We start from the raw sequence: 18,682 nt of genomic DNA on the forward strand, positions 1-18,682 counted from the left end.
TGCCTTTAGACTCCCTCCAGTGACAGGCTGAGGCCCGAGGGGCAAGATGGGACCGGCCGTCCGCACCATGCAGTAGGTCAGGGAGGAACCGTCGTCGTGAGCAGCAGGCCATCCCGAGGCGCTGCTCGCCTCGCAGCCATACTCGACGCCCTTCCGGATGGGCTCGTGCTCGTCAACTGCAACGGCACGGTCGTCAACGCCAACACCATCGCCCTCGAACTCTTCGAGACGCCCGGCACCGCCCTCGTCGGACGCGGGCTGCTCGATCTGCTGCCCTCCTTCGACTCCCGGCTGATCCCGGGCTCCATGCGACGGCCCGAGGCGGCGGACGAGCGGGGGCGCACCAAGCCGGCCCGGATGGTCGCGCGGCGTACGGACGGCAGCGAGTTTCCTGTCGAGGTGACCAGCGCGAGCCTGGAGGACGGGCGCGAGGCGTACGACTCGTACACCGGCTACACCGGCGACGAGCTGCTGATGCTCGTCGTACGGGATCTCTCGGGCACCGTGGACACGGAAGCGGAGCTGGCGCGTTCGCAGCGGCAGACCGAGATGATTCTGCGGGCCGCGTCCGAGGGTGTCGTCGGGACGGACACGGACGGTCGGGTCGTGCTGGTCAATCCGGCCGCCGCGCAGATCCTCGGGTTCCGGGCGAGCGACCTGGGCGGCCAGGAGCTGCATCCGCTGATCCTGCACTCGCGCGCGGACGGCGAGCCCTTCCCGTACGAGGAATCACCGCTCGCGGACACCCTCAAGTCCGGCCGCAAGCACCGGGTGCGCGGACAGGTGCTGTGGGCGAAGAACGGCTCGAAGGTGGCCGTCGATCTGACGACCGCGCCGGTACGGGACGGGGACCAGCTCGTCGGCGCGGTGATGACCTTCACCGACCGGCGTCCTTACGAGGAGCTGGCGGAGCAGCACGCGGCGGAGGTCACACAGACGACCGAGCGGCTCACGGCCGAGCTGGCCGAGACCACCGAGCGGCTCACGGCCGAGCTGGCGGACAAGTCGGAGCGGTACTCCGCCGAGATCGAGGCGCGCGCGGAGCGGTACGAGGAACTGGCCGCCCGGCACGCCCAGCTGACCGCCGTCCTCGGCGAGTCGCTGCGGGGGCCGCTGGAGGAACTCCGCGCCGAACTGGGGACGCTGGCCGCCGACCCGGCAGGCCAGCTGTGGCCCGAGGCCAACCAGATCCTGCACCATCTGGCCGCCGGATATGCCCGGATGACGACGCTTGTCGACAATGTGCTGGGCTTCCAGCGGCTCGACACCGGCGCTGAGGGGCTGAACAAGGCGAACGTACTGCTCGACGGTGTCGTGGCGGCGGGCGTCGAGGGTGCGGTCGAGCTGATCGGTCCGGGGCGGGCGCAGTTCGCGGTGCACGCGCCGCCGATAGAGGCCGAGGTGGATGCGGGGCGGCTGGCGACGGCGCTCGCGCATCTGGTCGCCGATGTGGCCGGGGTCGACTCGACCGGCAAGGCCCGGGTGGTTCCGGGCGGTGGGTATGTGGACTCGACAGTCGTGGTGGCTGCAGCGCAGCGCGGTGACGTCGTACGGATCGAGGTGCGGGGGCCGTTCGCCGGGGGAGACCCGGTGCACGAGCCGATCGTGCGCGGGATCGTACGGGCGCACGGCGGCGTGCTGCAGACGCATGAGGTGCCCGGGATGAGCGGCAGCGCGTACGTCCTGGAGGTGCCGCTCGGCGAGGGCTCGGGGACGGTGACGGCTCCCGCTCCGGCTCCGGAGCAGGCCGGTGCGCTCGCGCTGCCGGAGCAGCAGACGGGCACGCCCGGCGGGCGCGGACGGCGGCGCGCGCGGCGGGCCTCCACGGATGCCTTCCTGGAAAGCCCGGTGGCCATGGAGGACCCGATGGCCGCGCAGCCGACGGGGCGGCGCCGGGCGCAGGGGCAGGAGCCGCAGCAGGAACTGATCCCGGCCCAGGATTCGGGCGAGGGGAGTGGTCCCGCAAACGGCGGAGGCGCCGGGGGCGCCAAAAACGGCGGGACCGGGCGGCGGCGCGGGCGGCCGAGCCCCGCCGAGCAGGCCGTCGCGGTTGCCGCGGGCGGCGTCCGGCCCGCCGAGGGCTCGGTGGTGACGGCCGCGGAGGGCGCGGCGTCGACCGGGCGCGCGGCGCTCGGCGAGACGGTCCCGCCGCAGGGCGTGCCCGTCGAACCACATGGAACAGGCCCCTCAGGGCTGCGCGCGCGGCGCGGCGCGGAGGGCGGGCTGCCCGAGCTCTCCGCTGCTCCGGGTCCGGGCGCGGCTCCGGCTGCGCCCGCCGGGCGGCGGGCCAGGCGGGCGCTGGCGACCGCACCGGCCGAGGTGGAGTCAGGGCGTACGGCGTTCGCGCTGCCGCCGGCCGAGGCCGACCGGATCTTGCCGACGGCCGGTGAGGCGGATGCCTCGCTGCCGGGCCGGCACGACGCCGTACGCACCGAGCCGGGCACCGATCACCACACGCCGCCGCAGCCGCATCCCGTGCCGACCGGCCGCCGCCGCGGCCGCAAGGAAGCGCAGCCGCTGCCCGCCGAGGCACCCGACGCCCAGCCCGTACTGCCCGGCGTGCAGCCGGACGGGCAGCTCCAGACGCAGCCCCTCGGACAGCCGCAGACGCAGCCCGAGTGGGCGGAGGCCGACACCTCGGGCACCGGTCTCGCGGCGCTCGCCTCCGACGGCTCGACCGGTCAGCACACGGCGGCCGTCGACGAGGCCGCCCCCGCCGCGAGCACCGGGGAGACGGTCCAGGTCACCGGCTCCGTATCCCTGCCGGAGCCTCAGACGCAGCAGCCGCCGACGCAGCGACCGACGCAGCGCTTGCCGGAGCCCGCCGCCGACGGGCCGTCGGCCGCGCCGCGCGCCGCCCAGCCGCTGCCCGCCGAGGCTCCTGCTCCGGCTCCAGCTCCGGCGGACTCCACGCAGGGGCGGGCGTTCAGCGTGCGCACGCTCGGGCAGGGCGTGCCGTTCTCGCAGCAGATCGCCCAGCAGCAGAACCAGACGCTCGCCTCCGGCCGCCGCCGCAAGCTGGCCACGCCCCCGGAGGGCGAGCGGCCCGAGACCGCCGCCCTGCCGCACCCGCAGGCCCCGGCGCAGACCGGGTCGCAGCTGCCGGCCGACCGGTCCGAGGGCCGGGCATACATGATCGGCGCGCCCGACGAGGGCGCGGAGGGCCCCGAGCCGCTCGACGGCCCGGGCGGTGCGGTCGAGGTGGCCAACAAGCCGCAGCCGCAGCCCGTCGACGACGAATTGCCCCCGGAGCCCCTGGACAACCCGCGTCGGCTGCTGGTCTGGCCCGCGCCCGACGTCTCCACGCAGCAGGCACTGAGCGACCGCGGCTACCGCCCGGTGGTCGTGCACTCGCGCGAGGAGGTCGACGCGCAGATCGCAGCCTTCCCGGCAGCGCTCTTCGTCGACCCGCTGACCGGCCCGATCACCCGGACCGCGCTGCAGTCGCTGCGCCAGGCAGCGGTGGCCGCTGAGGTCCCGGTGCTGGTGACGGCGGGTCTGGGGCAGGCGACGCGGGAGGCGGCGTACGGCGCGGATCCGGCCGTACTGCTCAAGGCGCTCGCCCCGCGCGACAGTGAACAGCACCCCTCGCGCGTGCTGTTGATCGAGGAACACGAGGAGATCGCGCTCGCGCTGTCGGCGACCCTGGAACGCCGCGGCATGCAGGTCGCCCGGGCCGGCGCGGACGCGGACGCGGTCACACTCGCCGCCCAGATGCGACCGAACCTGGTGGTGATGGACCTGATGCAGGTACGCCGCCGCAGGGCCGGGATCATCGACTGGCTGCGCGCGAACGGCCAGCTGAACCGCACCCCGCTGGTCGTCTACACCTCCGCGGGCCTCAACCGCGCGGAACTGCCACGCCTCTCGTCGGGAGAGACGGTGCTCTTCCTGGCGGAACGCTCCACGAGCAACGAGGTCCAGGCCCGTATCGTCGACCTGCTGGCGAAGATCGGGACAAACTGATCTGCAAGGGGCGGCAGTTGTCACCGCCGCCCCTTGCAGCAGCACGTACTGGGGCTGTACGTACTGGGGCTGTACGCGCTACAGCCGCACCCGCTAAAGCTGCGTGACGTCCAGCTCGCCGTCCGCGTACTGCCTGCGGATCACCTTCTTGTCGAACTTGCCGACGCTCGTCTTCGGCACCGCCGGAATCACCGCCCACCGCTCCGGCAGCTGCCACTTCGCGATCTTCTCGGCGAGGAAGGCCTTCAGCGTTTCGTAATCCGCGGTCGAACCCTCCTTCAGCACCACGGTCGCGAGCGGCCGCTCGCCCCACTTGTCGTCCGGGACGGCGATCACCGCCGCCTCCGCGACCTCGGGGTGAGCCATCAGCGCGTTCTCCAGATCGACGCTGGAGATCCATTCGCCGCCGGACTTGATGACGTCCTTCGCGCGGTCGGTCAGCGTCAGAAAACCGTCGGAGCTGATCACGCCGACGTCGCCGGTCTTCAGCCAGCCGTCCTCGCTGAACTTGTCCTCGGGCTTGAAGTCGTCGCCGCCCGCGCCGCCGTAGTACGCGCCGGCAATCCAGCTGCCGCGCACCTCCAGCTCACCGGCAGACCTGCCGTCCCACGGCAGGAGATCGCCGCCGGGGCCGACCAGACGGGCATCGACGCCTGCCGGGAAACGGCCCTGCGTGACGCGGTACGGCCACTCTTCCTCCGCGCTCAGCCCCGCCGGCGGGTGCGCCATCGTGCCGAGCGGGGAGGTCTCCGTCATGCCCCAGGCCTGGCACAGCCGCACGCCCAGCTTGTCGTACGCCTCCATCAGCGCGGGCGGGCAGGCCGAGCCGCCGATGGTGACCTGGTTCATGGAGCTCAGGTCCCTGGGGTTCGCGGCGACTTCGGCCAGCAGGCCCTGCCAGATGGTGGGGACGGCCGCGGCGTGCGAGGGCCTCTCGCGCTCGATCATGTCGGCGAGCGGCGCGGGCTGCAGGAAGCGGTCGGGCATCAGCATGTTGATGCCGGTCATGAACGTGGCGTGCGGCAGGCCCCAGGCGTTGACGTGGAACTGCGGGACGACGACGAGGGTCGTGTCGCGCTCCGTCAGCCCCATCGACTCGGCCATGTTGACCTGCATGGAGTGCAGATAGATGGAGCGGTGGGAGTAGACCACGCCCTTGGGGTCGCCGGTGGTGCCGGAGGTGTAACACATGGCCGCGGCGGAGCGTTCGTCCAGCTCCGGCCAGTCGTAGCTGGTCGGGCGGCCGGCGATCAGCTCCTCGTATTCGTGCACCCGAGCCTGGGTATCGGCCAGGAGTCCGCGGTCACCCGGGCCGGACACCACGATGTGCTCGATCGTCGGCAGATTCGGCAGCAGCGGCGCGAGCAGCGGGAGCAGCGAGCCGTTGACGATGACGGCGCGGTCGGCGGCGTGGTTGACGATCCACACCAGCTGCTCCGCGGGGAGGCGGAGGTTGAGGGTGTGCAGTACGGCCCCCATGGAGGGGATCGCGAAGTACGCCTCGACATGTTCGGCGTTGTTCCACATCAGGGTGGCGACGCGCTGGTCGCCGTCGATCCCGAGCTCGTCGCGCAGGGCGTTGGCCAGTCGGGTCGCACGCTCCCCGACCTCCGCGAAGGTGCGGCGCTGCGGCTCGGCCTCACCTGTCCAAGTGGTGATCTGCGACTTTCCATGGATCGTCATCCCATGCTGAAGGATGCGGGTCACAGTCAGCGGTACGTCCTGCATGGTGCTCAGCACGGCGTCCTCCCGGTGGGCGCTAGCGCTAGGTGGCAGTAAAGGTGTGAAGATTCTGCTCACGTACCGCTTGGTATGTCACTACCCGGGAGTAAGGATTCATCGCACATCAGCGCACGGGCGCGGACTGGATCAGCACACCGGGGCCGGCCCGATCAGCGCACGGGAGCGGACCGGATCAGCACGCGGGAGCGGACCGGATCAGCGCACGGGCGACAGTTCCGGGTCCTCGCGGAGCTTTCCGAGCGCCCGGGACACCGCGCTCTTGACCGTGCCGACCGACACCCCGAGCACCTCGGCAGTCTGTGCCTCGCTGAGATCCTCGTAGTAACGCAGCACGACCATCGCCCGCTGCCGGTCCGGCAGCTTCATCACGGCGCGCCACATCGCGTCGTGCAGCACCTGCTGCTCGGCGGGGTCCGGCGTGGGCACCGTCTCCGGCTCGGGCAGCTCGTCGCAGGCGAACTCGTCCACCTTGCGCTTGCGCCACTGCGAGGTACGGGTGTTCAGCAGGGCACGGCGGACATAGCCGTCGAGCGCCCGGTGGTCCTCGATCCGCTCCCACGCGACATACGTCTTCGTGAGCGCGGTCTGCAGCAGGTCCTCGGCGTCGCTCGGGTTCGCGGTGAGCGAGCGGGCGGTACGCAGCAGTACAGGCCCCCGCGCCCGTACGTACGACGAGAACGACGAATAGGGTGCGCCGGGCGCATAGCGCCCGGTCGGCACGTAGGAAGGCACCGGCGCGGCGGCCTTCGAAGCGCTTGTGCAGACTGGCGTGGTCATAGGTCCACGCTAGGAGTGGGCAGTACTGTCGCGGATCGGCCCCAGGTCCCGAAGCGTTGTCCGCCTCAGGTTGTACTGGTGGCCTTGCCCTCACCTCCTGAAGGTGGAGGAGACCCTCAGGGTCGGACAGGGCAACGGACACGCCCACGGTCACCGTCAGGGCCGCCGATGCGCATACCGATACGCGTACCGATGCGGATACTGACGCGGATACGGCCACCACGGCTGCTCACCCGTCAGCGCCCAGGATCAGCCCGGATGTGGGGACGCCGGTGCCCGCCGTGACCAGTGTCCTTGCCGCGCCCGGTATTTGGTTCACCGAGGTGCCGCGCAGCTGTCTGACCGCCTCCGCTATGCCGTTCATCCCGTGCAGATACGCCTCGCCGAGCTGGCCGCCATGGGTGTTCAGCGGCAGCGTGTCCGCAGCCACGAAATCCGCCGCCTCACCGGGCTTGCAGAACCCGAACTCCTCCAGCTGCATCAGTACGAACGGGGTGAAGTGGTCGTAGACGATGCCGACGTCGATGTCGCCGGGGGCGAGCCCGGACGTCCGCCACAGCTGCCGGGCGACCACGCCCATCTCGGGCAGGCCGGTGAGATCGTCGCGGTAGAAGCTGGTCATCTGCTCCTGCACCCGGCCCGCTCCCTGCGCCGCCGCGACGATCACCGCGGGCGGCTGCGGCAGGTCGCGGGCCCGTTCGACGCTGGTGACGACAATCGCCTGGCCGCCGTCGGTCTCCTGGCAGCAGTCGAGCAGCCTCAGCGGCTCGACGATCCAGCGCGATGCTGCATGGTCGGCGAGGGTGATCGGCTTCTCGTAGAAGTACGCGGCGGGGTTGGTCGCCGCATGGTGGCGGTCGGTGACGGCGACATGGCCGAACGCATCGGGGGTGAGTCCGTACGTATGCAGATAGCGCTGCGCTGCCATGGCGACCCAGGAGGCGGGGGTCAGCAGCCCGAACGGGAGGTTCCAGCCGAGCGCCGTGCCCTCGGCCGACGGCTCCCGGTGCTGCACTCCGGAGCCGAAGCGCCGCCCGGACCGTTCATTGAACGCCCGGTAGCAGACAACCACTTCGGCGACCCCCGAGGCGACGGCCAGGGCTGCCTGCTGCACGGTGGCGCAGGCCGCGCCGCCGCCGTAGTGGATGCGGGAGAAGAAGGACAGCTCGCCGATGCCGGCCGCCTGGGCGACGGTGATCTCGGGGCTCGTGTCCATGGTGAACGTGACCAGGCCGTCGACATCGGTGGGGGAGAGACCTGCGTCGTCGAGAGCCGCCCGCACCGCCTCGACGGCCAGCTTGAGCTCGCTGCGCCCGGAGTCCTTGGAGAACTCGGTCGCCCCGATCCCGACGACCGCCGCCCGGCCGCCGAGCGTGTCCCGGCTGCGGATGCTCATGATCCTTCCCCCGGAACTGTCACCGTCACTGTGCCGGTGACGTGGTTGCCGATGCTGTTGGCGCCGAAGATCCGCACTTCGGCGGTGTCGCCCTCCACGGAGGTGACCGTGCCGCTCAACACCATGGTGTCTCCCGGGTGGTTGGGCGCGCCCAGCCGGATCGCGACCTTACGGAGCACGGCCCGCTCCCCCAAGCAGTCGGTGATGTACCGCCCGACCAGGCCGTTGGTCGTGAGGATGTTCATGAAAATGTCCGGGGATCCCTTCTCCTTCGCGAGCTCGGAGTCGTGGTGGACGTCCTGGTAGTCGCGGGAGGCCACGGCCCCGGCGATGATCAGCGTGCGGGTGATGGGGATGGTCAGTGGTGGCAGCTCTTCTCCGGCACTCGTCATACGGGCTCCTCCTTCGCGAGCAATTGACCCAGTTCGGCGAGTTGTTCCGCGCCGCAGCCGAGGTAGGCGTCCAGCTGGCGCCCCCACAGGAAGTGCCGATGGACGGGATGGTCCAGGTCGGCGCCCATCCCGCCGTGCAGATGCTGCCCGGCGTGGACGACACGCTTGCCGGCCTCGGAGGCCCACCAGGCGGCGGTCAGCACCTCGGCGGCCGCGTCCAGGCCTTCGTCCTGTCGCCAGGCGGCTTCGTAGGCCGTGACCCGTATGGCCTCGGTGTCCATGTACGCGTCGGCGGCGCGCAGCAGCACGCCCTGGTTGGTGGAGAGGGGACGCCCGAACTGCTCGCGGGTCGAGGTGTATTGGACGGCCCGGGCGAGGGAGCCCGCGCACACCCCGGCCTGCAGGCCGGCGAAGGCCGTACGCCCCAGGGCCAGCACTGATTCGTACGCACCGGGCCCGCCCAGCCGTTCGCCCGGCGTCCCGGACAGGACGAGCCGCCCGGCCGCCCAGGGCGCGGTGGTCTCCACCTCCGACACCTCCGCGTCAGCTGTCCGTACGAGCCACAGCGCCCGGTCGGCGTCGGGGACCAGCACATGCGTGGCGTCCCGCAGCCACGGCACGAACGGCAGGGCGCCGCTCAACTGCCCCGGCGCGGTGGCCCGTATCCCACCTCCGTGCGCTGGGAACGCCCCGGTCGCCACCGCCGTGCCGTCCCGCAGTGCGGGCAGCAGCCGGACGCGCTGCTCGTCCGTGCCGTGGGAAGCCACTGCCAGCAGTCCGTACACACAGGTCGCCGCGAAAGGCACCTGTGCGGTGGTCCGCCCCTGCTCCTCCATGAGCAACACCAGACCGAGCACGCCTATGTCTTCGGCGGCCCCGACAAGCCCCGCCGCACACAGCGCCTTCCACAGCTCGGCGTCCGTCCCGGTCCCAGCGGCGGCCAGCCGCTCATGTGTGGAGAGGTCATCGAAGATCCGCGCGGCCAGCTCCTGTGCGGCGGACTGCTCCTCGGTGGGTGTGAAGTCCATCAGCCCGCACCCCCGTCCGAGCCTTTGAAGACCGGCAGCTCCAACTCCTTGTCGACCCGCAGGAATTCAAGCTGCACGGGCATCCCGATCCGCACCTTGTCGTACGGCACGCCGACGACATTGCTGACCATCCGCACGCCTTCCGCGAGCTCGATCAGCCCCACCGCATACGGAGGGTCAAAGGCGGGGAAGGGCGGGTGGTGCATCACGACGTACGAGTAGACGGTCCCCGCGCCGCTCGCCTCGACCGTGTCCCACTCCGGCGAGCCGCAGGCGGCGCACCCCGGCAGCCAGGGAAAGCGCAGCGCCCCGCACCCCGCGCACCGCTGGATCAGCAGCCGGTGCTCGGCCACCCCGTCCCAGAATCCGGCATTGTCCCGGTTGATCACTGGCCGTGGCCGCTCACCCTTGGGCTTCCCCCTGGGCCTCCCCTTCGCCGCCGGGGCGTACTTCAGGATCCGGAAGCGGTGGGTGCCCGCCGGCTCCCCGTCCGCCCGGACGTCCATCCGCGTCGTGACGAAATGGCCCGTCCCCAGCTTCGTCGTCTTGAGCTCCGACACCGACTCGATCACCGCGTCGAAGGTGATCCGGTCTCCCGGCCGCAGCGGCCGCAGATACTCCTGCTCGCAGTCGGTCGCGACCACCGAGGTGTACCCCGCCCCGTCGAGCAGGGCGAACAGCTCGTCCTGCGCCGCCGACCGGTCCGTGTGCCCGGACAGACCGCCCATCGTCCACGCCTGCAGCATGGTCGGCGGCGCTACGGCGTCAGGGCCGGTGTAGGCGGCGTTGGCGTCCCCCATCGCCTCGCACCAGTGCCTGATCATCGGTTCGTTGACCAGGTCCTTGCCGACGCCCGCCGTGGCCGCGGCCCTCCCCTCGTACGCCTTCAGCCGTCCATAGAACTCCTCGTTCGCCCCTTCCCCGCTCACCACGTGACCCCTCACCACCTGGCCCCTCACCACTTCACCGCTCACCTCTTCCCCCTCTTCATGCCGAGCCGCATCGTCGCGACGATCTCCCGCTGCACCTCGCTCACCCCGCCCCCGAAGGTGTTGATCTGCGCCGCTCTGTTCATCCGCTCCAGCTCCCCGTCACCCAGAGCTCCGATGTCGAGCGAGCCGGGCGAGCCGCCCCGGATCAGCCCCGCCTCCCCCGTGATTTCCTGGCACATTCGATACACCTCGACCGCGGATTCGGTTCCCGCGAACTTCACGCCGCTCGCATCGCCGGGCGCCAGCCGGCCCGCCCCCACATCCCCCACCAAACGCCAGTTGAGCAGGCGCGTTGCCGCCAGCCGGGCGTGCACTTCAGCCGCTCTGAATTGCACCCACGGCTCGTCAATCCGGCGTTCGCCCGTCACTGGATCGGGTGTACGCGCCCGCTCCAGCGCCGCCTCGTAGAAGTCCTCGGCCTGCATCCCGATCGCCGCGAGCGCCACCCGCTCATGGTTGAGCTGGTTGGTGATCAGCCCCCAGCCGCCGTTCTCCTCGCCGACCAGGTTCTCCGCGGGCACCCGTATCCCGTCGTAGTACGTCGACGTCGTGGTCAGCCCGCCCACTGTCTCGATCGGCGTCCACGCGAATCCGGGCGCGTCCGTCGGCACCAGGATGATGGAGATGCCCTTGTGCTTGGGCGCCTGCGGATCCGTACGGCAGGCGAGCCAGATCCAGTCCGCGTTCTGGCCGTTGCTGGTGAAGATCTTCTGCCCGTCTACGACCCAGGAGTCGCCGTCTGCTGTGCCTTCCCGCACGGCGCGCGTACGCAGCGAGGCGAGGTCCGTCCCGGCCTCCGGCTCGCTGTAGCCGATCGCGAAGACGACATCGCCGCTGAGGATGCGCGGCAGGAAGTACGACTTCTGCTCCGCGGTCCCGTACTTCATCAGGGTCGGGCCTACGGTGTTCAGCGTCACCATGGAGACGGGCGCACCCGCCCGGTACGCCTCGTCGAAGAAGACGAACTGCTCGTCGGGGCCCCGCCCCTGGCCTCCGTACTCAACGGGCCAGCCGAGTCCCAGCAGCCCGTCCGCGCCGATCCGTCGCAGCAGCCGGCGCTGCCCCGTCTCGTCGTCGGCGGGCGGCGGTCCGTCCGGCATCACGTCTCGGAAGTACGAACGCAGTTCGGCGCGCAGCTGCTGCTGCCGCTCCGTCGGGGCGAGGTGCACGGGGGCCGCCTCCCGGGCGTACGGGTCAGGGTTTCTGACTGTCCGTCAGATACGCATCCGCTGTCAAGGTCGGCGCCGGACGCGGCCACCACGTACAGCCGCACGCACAGCCGCAGCAGACAGCCACGACGCACAACCGCCTGCGCGGCGGCACCGAAGTGCCGCCGCGCAGGCAGTCGTTCACCCCTTGATCGAACCCCCCTCGGGCCGTCACCACCACAGACTCGTGAAGTTCACCACCGTGTTGGACTGGTCGATCGCGGTGAAACCGGAGCCGTTCACACTGGCGGTGTTGTTCTGGTTGGACGCGCCGGCGCCGCTCGCCACCTGCTGAGTGGTAGTCGAATTGCCCCAGTTGTCACCGCCGACGCCACTGACGACCGACGCCACCGTCGCATTCGATCCGTCGTCCGCGAACGCGCCGTTGTCGGCCTGGGCAACACCCGAGAAGAGGGCGGCAGCGAGGGGCAGGGCGGCGACAGCGGCGATGGCGCGGGCGGTGCGGATGCTTGCCATGTCATTTCCTCCATGAACCGGAACTGCAGAAGTACGGCTTGTTCCAGAGCAGTTGGCCGACCGCCCCGGATCGTGGTCACGACGTCGCGGGATCAGAGTTGCCCACCGAATCCCCGGCGAACCACGCCGGAGCACCCAATTCGCCCTCAAGCGTGATGACATGCCGATAAACCCCCTTCGCGCCCGCAGAGCCCCCAGTTCACGTCAGCGCGCACCACAGAGTCCGGCCAGGACAAGGGGTGAAGCGTTTCGGCATGTTTTAGGCCAGTCTTTCCCTCTTCCCTTCTTCGAACGCTTGTACGAAAATAGAGCCATGGCCATCACCGACCGGCAGACCGCCACCCTGGCCCTCGCCCACGCTCTTTCCGCCGCCGAGCGCGGGCTCCCCGTCATTCCCCTGTCCCCCACCAAGCTCCCCGCCCTGCGCTCACCCCACCGGGGCGACCCCGAGCCGGTCCTGTGCCGCGGAGAATGCGGCCTGCCGGGCCACGGCGTCCACGACGCCACCACCGACCCGGCCGGCATCCGCGCCCTGTTCGCCGCCGCCCCCTGGGCCACCGGCTATGGCATCGCCTGCGGCCGGCCGCCGCACCATCTGATCGGCATCGATCTCGACACCAAGTCCTCGACCGACTCCGTGGCCGCGCTGCAGCACCTGGCCCTGCGCCATCTGTTCACGATCCCGGAGACGGTCACCGTCCTCACCCCGAGCGGCGGCCGCCACCTCTGGCTGACCGGCCCGCCCGACGTCGTCGTCCCGAACTCCGCGAGCCGGCTCGCCGCCGGCATCGACGTCCGCGGCGCCGGCGGCTATCTCGTCGGCCCCGGCTCGGTGAGCGCCCACGGCGCATACCGACTCGCGCCCGGCACGGCAGAGCTGTCCCCCGCGCCGTGCCCCCGCGCACTCCTGCGCCTCATCACACCCCCCGCACGCCCCCACCACCCCACGCACGCCGCCCCCTCCCGTCCGTCCCAGGGCCAGGGCCTGGTCCAGTTCGTCCTCGCGGCTCACGAGGGCCAGCGCAACACCCGGCTCTTCTGGGCAGCTTGCCGCGCCTACGAGAACGGCTTCGGCGACGAACTCGCGGACGCCCTCACCGAGGCGGCGGTCCGCGCGGGTCTGAGCGAGCACGAAGCCCGCGCGACGATCGCCTCGGCGGACCGGCTCACCTCGGGCCGGGGCCGCTGACGGAGGGCACGGGGGTTGGGGAAACGGGGAACGACTCCTTGGCCTGGCGGGCCGATACTGGTGGCGTGTACAGCGCCCCGCGAGTGGACATCCCGGGGCCGCACGCCGGCCCAGCGCCGCGCGAGCAGGTCGGCGCGGCGGCCACGACCTTGCCGCGCCATGGCGTGGTCAACGAGTCGGTCCGCGTTCGGGCCGCAGCCGCGCTGCGGCCCTATGTGGCCTGGTACACCGGCTACCGACAAGACGGCTTCCCGGCCACACTGCACCGGGGGATGCCCTCGCCCTACCTGACGCTGATCTTCACGCTCGACGACCTGCTCACAGTGGCCGGCCACCCTGATCCCCGACAGGCACCGGGCAATTACGACACCCTGCTCGGCGGCCTGCACACGTCACCGGCGCTGATCACCCACCAGGGCCGGCAGTCGGGCATACAAATTGCGCTGCACCCGCTCGGTGCGCGGGCGCTGCTCGGTCTGCCGGCCGGTGAACTGGCCAACACCGACCTCCCCGCAGACGCCGTCCTGGGCCGCCTGTGCGGTGAGCTCCAGGCACGGCTGCAGGCGGCCGGTAGCTGGCCGGAGCGCTTCGCCGTGCTGGACAAGCTGCTGCTCCGGGCGACCCGCCCCTACGTAGGCGCTCCGCCCGAGGTCGCCCGCGCCTGGCAGCTGCTGATCCGCACCGGCGGTGCCGTGCCGGTGTCGGCACTGGCGGACGAAGTCGGCTGGAGCGGACGCCATCTGGCGGACCGCTTCCGCCAGGAGACCGGGCTGACGCCCAAGGCCGCCGCGAGGGTGGTCCGATTCGACCGCGCCCGCAGACTGCTGGCAGCCGGTGCCGGTCGGTCGGAGCCTCCCCGGCTCGCCGACGTGGCAGCGGAGTGCGGCTACTTCGACCAGGCACACCTCGCGCGCGAGTTCCGCTCCCTGGCCGGCTGCGCCCCCAGCAGGTGGCTGGCCGAGGAGTTCCGAAACGTCCAAGCCCCCAGCGGCGGACCAGCACAGGATTGGCTGCGGCAAGAGCCCAACCAGTGCTGAAGGACTGGCCGAGGAGGCCTGGTGGACATGGACGACACAACACCGGCACCGCAGGTGTGGCCCACCCTGCGTGCCCACGACGCCCGCGCGCTGATCCGGTTTCTGACCGACGCGTTCGGATTCGAGGAGACCGTGGTCCACGGGGAGGGTGACCGCGTCGACCACGCCCAGCTGTCCTGGCCGGAAGGCGGCGGGATCATGCTCGGCTCGGCGAAGCGGGACGCCGAGACCGACGCCTGGCCGCTGCGCCCCGGAAGCTTCGGCGCCTATGCGGTCACGGCCGACCCCGACAGGCTGTACGCCCGCGCGAAGGCCGCCGGCGCGGAGATCACCTCCGAACTGCGCGAAACCGATTACGGCTCCAGAGACTTCGCCGCCCGCGACCCCGAAGGCAACCGGTGGTCCTTCGGCACCTATCGCGGCGAGCCTCGCAAGGCCGCGGATCCCGGCTGATCCGGCCATGGCACTTTCAGCGCTGGACCGGCTCCGGTCGATCTGCCTGGCACTTCCCGAGGCGGACGAGCGGCTCAGTCACGGGGAACCCACCTGGTTCGCCGCCGGGAAGAAGGTGTTCGTCACCTTCTCCGACCACCACCACGACGACCGGCTTGCTTTCTGGTGCGCGGCACCGGCCGGAGTTCAAGAGCACCTGGTCGCCTCCGACCCGGTGCACTTCTTCCGCCCGCCCTACGTCGGCCACCGGGGCTGGATTGGCGTCTACCTCGACGTCGCCGTCGACTGGGCTCTGGTGAAGGACCTCGTTCTGGACGCCTACTGCCTGGTCGCCCCTGCGCGCCTGATCACGGCACTGGAAGCGGAGGGCTGAGCAGAACCTCATCTGGGGGAGGCCCGGTCGCGGACTTGTGCTCATCGCATTGAGAACCGCTTGCAGCAGATCACGGCGCAGAGAGGGGTGTCCGGAAGCTCCGGACACCCCTTGTCACCTGGCCTTACAGGCTCTGCGCGGTGGGTGTGGGATTTGAACCCACGGTGACATCGCTGCCACGACGGTTTTCAAGACCGTTCCCTTAGGCCGCTCGGGCAACCCACCCACGCCCCGGCCACCTGCGGCGGAGCGGGCTACAGACTACCGGGATCAGCTGTCGCCCGTGCGCTTGCCCAGGATGACCTCCGCTTTGTGCTCCTTGCCGTCGCGCTGGTACGTGAGCGTCACCTTGTCACCCGGCTTGTGGTTCCAGATCTCGCTGATCAGGGTCGGACCGCTGTCGATCGGCTTGCCATTGAACTTGGTGATGACGTCGCCCGCCTTGAACCCTGCCTTCGCGGCCGGGCCGTCCGGGGTCACCGACGGGGTGCCGCCCGCGCCCTCGGCGGCGATCTTGGCTCCCGAGTCCTTGCTCGACATGTCGACCGTCGCGCCGATCACCGGGTAGACCGGCTTGCCCGTCTTGATCAGCTGCTCGGCGACGTTCTTCGCCTGGTTGATCGGGATGGCGAAGCCGAGGCCGATCGAGCCCGCCTGCGATTGGCCGAGGCCGCCGCTGCCCGCCGACTGGATCGCGGAGTTGATGCCGATCACCGCACCGCGCGAATCCAGCAGCGGGCCGCCGGAGTTGCCCGGGTTGATGGAGGCGTCGGTCTGCAGGGCGCTCATGTACGAGTTCTTGCCGCTGGAGCCGTCGCCCGAGGCGACCGGGCGGTTCTTGGCGCTGATGATGCCGGTGGTGACGGTGTTCGACAGGCCGAAGGGCGCGCCGATCGCGATGGTCGAGTCGCCGACGGCGACCTGCTCGGAGTTGCCGAGGGCCAGCGGGTTCAGCCCCGAGGGGGCGTCCTTCAGCTTCAGTACGGCTACGTCGTAGCCCTCGGCCCGGCCGACCACCTCGGCGTCGTACTTCTTGCCGTTGGAGAAGATCGCGGACACCGTGCCGCCGTCGGCCGCGGAGGCCACCACGTGGTTGTTGGTGAGGATGTGGCCTTCCCTGTCGTAGACGAAGCCGGTGCCCGTGCCGCCTTCGGTCTCGCCGTTGCCGCCGGCGCCGCCCCCCGCCTTCGCCTCGATGGTGACCACGCTCGGCAGCGCCTTGGCCGCGACCGCGGCGACCGTTCCCGGCTCGCGCTTGAAGTCCTTGGGCGCGTCCGCCGCGGAGACGGTGGTCGAGCCGGAGGTGTCGTCGTTGCGCTCAGCGGCCCAGTAGCCGATTCCGCCGCCGACGCCGCCCGCTACGAGCGCGGCGGCGAGCACCGCGGCTACCAGTCCGCCGGAACGTTTGCGCGAGGGCTCGGAGACCTGGGCCGACGCGCCCCAGGCCGGGCCGCCGCCGCTGCCCCCATAGGAGGGGAGTGCGGGCGGGGGCGGCGGCCAGCCGACTGCCGTGTGGTGCGCGCCTGTCGGCGCGACGGCGGGGACGGGACCGGGCAGCGGCGCGGTGGCGGGGTCGGGCTGGGGGGAGTGCCCGGGCCGCTCGGCCGCAGCCGCTGTCGGCTGGGTGTAGTGGTGCGTCCCGTCCTGGTGAGCTGATTCGGCTGTCTGCGGCGTCTCGGCTACTGAAGCGGATGCCGACGTGCCTTCGGGAGCGGCGCCCGGCACAGGAGGTACGGACGGGGCGGCCGGGACCGCAGTGCCCTCGTTCTCGGTGCTCACAGCTCTCTCCTCAGGTTTTCCACAGGTTCCTCATCAGCGCTCGCAACTGTCTGCCGTCAGCTTTTCCCACCACACGTCAGACCACTGTAAGCAGGACCTGTGTGTATCTCGGCAATCCTTTACGTCCGACAAAACGGACGCATCTCCAAAACCACCGGACGGCCGCCAGACAGCTGCCGGACAGCCCCCGAACCAGCTTCCGGACCAGCCCCCTGCACGCGCCTACCCCGCCTCGGTGACACCATGACGCGGTGACTCAAGCACGGCAGCACAACATCCAGGTCGTCGCCCACCGAGGCGCCTCCGAAGACGCCCCCGAGCACACCCTGGCTGCGTACAAGAAGGCGATCGAGGACGGCGCCGACGCCCTCGAGTGCGATGTACGGCTCACCGCCGACGGGCATCTCGTCTGCGTCCACGACCGTCGCATCAACCGCACCTCCAACGGCCGAGGCGCCGTCTCCGCCCTGGAGCTCGCAGATCTCGCGGCCCTCGACTTCGGGTCGTGGAAGGACAGCGAGGAGAGCCCCGACTGGGGAGACCCGTCCTTCACCTCCGTACTCACCCTGGAACGGCTGCTGGAGCTGGTGGCCGATTCCGGCCGCCGCATCGAACTGGCCATCGAGACCAAGCACCCCACCCGCTGGGCGGGCCAGGTGGAGGAGCGACTGCTTCACCTTCTCGGGCGCTTCGGCCTGTCCGATCCGACCACGGCCGACGACTCGCCCGTACGGATCATGAGCTTCTCGGCCCGGTCCCTGCACCGGGTCTCGGCGGCTTCGCCGAACCTCCCCACTGTCTATCTGATGCAGTTCGTGACGCCGCGGCTGCGCGACGGGCGGCTGCCGGCCGGCGCGCGGATCGCCGGCCCGGGCATGCGGATCGTCCGCAACCACCCCGGATATGTCGCCCGGCTGCACCGCGCGGGCCATCGCGTGCACGTGTGGACCGTCAATGAACCGGAGGACGTCGAGCTCTGCACCCGCCTCGGTGTCGAGGCGATCATCACCAATCGCCCCAAACAGGTGCTGTCCCAACTGGGCCGCCTTTAACGCTGATTACAGGGAGTGCACCGGCGCGTTCGTTCCGTATTGGATCGTTACGAGTGCGTCACTGGCCCGTGCTTGGCCGGTTTCCGGTCCAGTCCATTGGGGCATTCACACCGTGGCGTGGGGCAAAGGAGGTCTCGGGGGTGGCGTTGGTGGTGGCACAGGAGGTGCCCACGTCGTCGAGCATGGCCGTACCCCATGGCCCTGCGGGCGTGGGTGAGGCGAGACACCGGATGCGTGAGCAATTGCGCCGCAACGGGATGTCCGAATCGGTCGTCGACGATGCAGTACTGATCCTTTCCGAACTGCTCAGCAATGCCTGTCGGCACGGCAGGCCGCTGGGGCACGCGGAGGTGGGCGACGGCGACATCCGCGCCGCCTGGCGCGTCGACAGGGCAGGCCGGCTCACCGTCGAGGTGACGGACGGAGGCGGTCCTACCCGGCCGGTTCCAGCCACGCCATCGGTCACCGCGCGAGGCGGCCGCGGGCTCAACATCATCAGCGCGCTCGCCCAGGACTGGGGTGTTCGCGACAGCGCGACCGGTGAGGTCACGGTGTGGGTGATTGTCACCGAAGGGCACCGCCGCGAAGATTTCGCTACGCGCGTCGCGGGCCCCGGATTCGACTTCGCGGAGTCGTACGACGACCTCGACTGAGGCCGGCGGAGTTCTACAGGCCCGGCGGAGCTCAACGGAGAGCCCCGCCGACAGCCGGGCGGAGGGCGCGACAACAGCCCGACCGACAGTCCGAGCGACAGCCGTGCGGCGGGCCCGACCGACAGCCCGACCGACAGCCGGGCGGACAGCCCGACCGACAGCCGTGC

General features: G+C 70.9%; 16 protein-coding genes and 1 tRNA gene. 7 read left to right on the forward strand and 10 right to left on the reverse strand.

Annotated elements, in window-relative coordinates; genetic code table 11:
• The first annotated feature begins 96 nt into the window (after nt 1–96).
• Nucleotides 97–3,966 (forward strand): PAS domain-containing protein, encoded by a 3,870-nt coding sequence (locus tag ACZ3H8_RS14800; RefSeq protein WP_467401597.1) that lies wholly within the window; start codon nt 97–99, stop codon nt 3,964–3,966.
• Between the two features lie 93 nt (nt 3,967–4,059).
• Here ACZ3H8_RS14800 and ACZ3H8_RS14805 read toward each other — a convergent pair whose 3' ends face one another.
• From ACZ3H8_RS14805 to ACZ3H8_RS14840, 8 genes are all read right to left on the reverse strand, one after another.
• Nucleotides 4,060–5,706, reverse strand: a complete 1,647-nt coding sequence (locus tag ACZ3H8_RS14805; protein ID WP_467401599.1) for a long-chain fatty acid--CoA ligase — start codon at nt 5,704–5,706, stop codon at nt 4,060–4,062.
• Nucleotides 5,707–5,904: 198 nt separating this feature from the next.
• Nucleotides 5,905–6,486, reverse strand: coding sequence for a SigE family RNA polymerase sigma factor (locus ACZ3H8_RS14810; protein WP_467401601.1), 582 nt, complete (start codon nt 6,484–6,486; stop codon nt 5,905–5,907).
• A 229-nt stretch (nt 6,487–6,715) separates the two neighbouring features.
• Nucleotides 6,716–7,882, reverse strand: a complete 1,167-nt coding sequence (locus ACZ3H8_RS14815) for a lipid-transfer protein (protein ID WP_467401604.1) — start codon at nt 7,880–7,882, stop codon at nt 6,716–6,718.
• On the reverse strand, nt 7,879–8,274 hold the full coding sequence (locus ACZ3H8_RS14820; protein ID WP_467401606.1) for a MaoC family dehydratase: 396 nt from the start codon (nt 8,272–8,274) through the stop codon (nt 7,879–7,881). The genes ACZ3H8_RS14815 and ACZ3H8_RS14820 overlap by 4 nt, the downstream gene beginning before the upstream one ends.
• Nucleotides 8,271–9,302, reverse strand: a complete 1,032-nt coding sequence (locus tag ACZ3H8_RS14825; protein WP_467401609.1) for an acyl-CoA dehydrogenase family protein — start codon at nt 9,300–9,302, stop codon at nt 8,271–8,273. Before ACZ3H8_RS14825 ends, ACZ3H8_RS14820 begins: the two co-directional genes overlap by 4 nt.
• Entirely contained in the window at nt 9,302–10,231 is a 930-nt protein-coding gene (locus ACZ3H8_RS14830; RefSeq protein ID WP_467401611.1) for a bifunctional MaoC family dehydratase N-terminal/OB-fold nucleic acid binding domain-containing protein, read from the reverse strand. Before ACZ3H8_RS14830 ends, ACZ3H8_RS14825 begins: the two co-directional genes overlap by 1 nt.
• Nucleotides 10,232–10,272: 41 nt before the next feature.
• Nucleotides 10,273–11,463 (reverse strand): acyl-CoA dehydrogenase family protein, encoded by a 1,191-nt coding sequence (locus tag ACZ3H8_RS14835; RefSeq protein WP_467401614.1) that lies wholly within the window; start codon nt 11,461–11,463, stop codon nt 10,273–10,275.
• Nucleotides 11,464–11,673: 210 nt separating this feature from the next.
• Nucleotides 11,674–11,979, reverse strand: coding sequence for a hypothetical protein (locus ACZ3H8_RS14840; protein ID WP_307662413.1), 306 nt, complete (start codon nt 11,977–11,979; stop codon nt 11,674–11,676).
• Nucleotides 11,980–12,292: 313 nt separating this feature from the next.
• On the opposite strand from ACZ3H8_RS14840, the gene ACZ3H8_RS14845 reads away from it, so the two are divergent.
• The 4 genes from ACZ3H8_RS14845 (at nt 12,293) to ACZ3H8_RS14860 (ending at nt 15,031) form a co-directional block, all read left to right on the forward strand.
• Nucleotides 12,293–13,168: a bifunctional DNA primase/polymerase gene (locus tag ACZ3H8_RS14845; RefSeq protein ID WP_467401616.1), complete on the forward strand. Its 876-nt coding sequence runs from the start codon at nt 12,293–12,295 to the stop codon at nt 13,166–13,168.
• 65 nt (nt 13,169–13,233) lie between these two features.
• Nucleotides 13,234–14,205, forward strand: coding sequence for an AraC family transcriptional regulator (locus ACZ3H8_RS14850; RefSeq protein ID WP_467401618.1), 972 nt, complete (start codon nt 13,234–13,236; stop codon nt 14,203–14,205).
• 27 nt (nt 14,206–14,232) lie between these two features.
• Nucleotides 14,233–14,658 carry a VOC family protein gene (locus ACZ3H8_RS14855; RefSeq protein ID WP_467401621.1) on the forward strand — a complete coding sequence of 142 codons (426 nt, stop codon included), beginning with the start codon at nt 14,233–14,235 and terminating at the stop codon, nt 14,656–14,658.
• 7 nt (nt 14,659–14,665) lie between these two features.
• Nucleotides 14,666–15,031 carry an MmcQ/YjbR family DNA-binding protein gene (locus tag ACZ3H8_RS14860; RefSeq protein WP_467401623.1) on the forward strand — a complete coding sequence of 122 codons (366 nt, stop codon included), beginning with the start codon at nt 14,666–14,668 and terminating at the stop codon, nt 15,029–15,031.
• A 138-nt stretch (nt 15,032–15,169) separates the two neighbouring features.
• Here ACZ3H8_RS14860 and ACZ3H8_RS14865 read toward each other — a convergent pair.
• Nucleotides 15,170–15,256 (reverse strand) — tRNA-Ser (locus ACZ3H8_RS14865).
• Between the two features lie 45 nt (nt 15,257–15,301).
• The gene (locus ACZ3H8_RS14870) at nt 15,302–16,810 is read right to left on the reverse strand and encodes a S1C family serine protease (protein WP_467401625.1); all 1,509 of its coding nucleotides are present in this window, start codon (nt 16,808–16,810) and stop codon (nt 15,302–15,304) included.
• Nucleotides 16,811–17,061: 251 nt separating this feature from the next.
• On the opposite strand from ACZ3H8_RS14870, the gene ACZ3H8_RS14875 reads away from it, so the two are divergent.
• Both ACZ3H8_RS14875 and ACZ3H8_RS14880 read left to right on the forward strand, forming a co-directional pair.
• Complete coding sequence (locus ACZ3H8_RS14875) at nt 17,062–17,862, forward strand: glycerophosphodiester phosphodiesterase (RefSeq protein WP_467401628.1); 801 nt, start codon at nt 17,062–17,064, stop codon at nt 17,860–17,862.
• A gap of 53 nt (nt 17,863–17,915) precedes the next feature.
• The gene (locus tag ACZ3H8_RS14880; protein WP_467401630.1) at nt 17,916–18,515 is read left to right on the forward strand and encodes an ATP-binding protein; all 600 of its coding nucleotides are present in this window, start codon (nt 17,916–17,918) and stop codon (nt 18,513–18,515) included.
• Nucleotides 18,516–18,682: the final 167 nt, after the last annotated feature.

It is taken from the genome of Streptomyces sp. NPDC002868, assembly GCF_055563295.1.

Coding starts and splice junctions, on each gene's coding strand:
- ACZ3H8_RS14825 (WP_467401609.1), bottom strand. CDS start 9,302: ATGGACTTCACACCCACCGAGGAGCAGTCCGCCGCACAGGAGCTGGCC.
- ACZ3H8_RS14845 (WP_467401616.1), top strand. CDS start 12,293: ATGGCCATCACCGACCGGCAGACCGCCACCCTGGCCCTCGCCCACGCT.
- ACZ3H8_RS14820 (WP_467401606.1), bottom strand. CDS start 8,274: ATGACGAGTGCCGGAGAAGAGCTGCCACCACTGACCATCCCCATCACC.
- ACZ3H8_RS14860 (WP_467401623.1), top strand. CDS start 14,666: ATGGCACTTTCAGCGCTGGACCGGCTCCGGTCGATCTGCCTGGCACTT.
- ACZ3H8_RS14840 (WP_307662413.1), bottom strand. CDS start 11,979: ATGGCAAGCATCCGCACCGCCCGCGCCATCGCCGCTGTCGCCGCCCTG.
- ACZ3H8_RS14815 (WP_467401604.1), bottom strand. CDS start 7,882: ATGAGCATCCGCAGCCGGGACACGCTCGGCGGCCGGGCGGCGGTCGTC.
- ACZ3H8_RS14810 (WP_467401601.1), bottom strand. CDS start 6,486: ATGACCACGCCAGTCTGCACAAGCGCTTCGAAGGCCGCCGCGCCGGTG.
- ACZ3H8_RS14855 (WP_467401621.1), top strand. CDS start 14,233: ATGGACGACACAACACCGGCACCGCAGGTGTGGCCCACCCTGCGTGCC.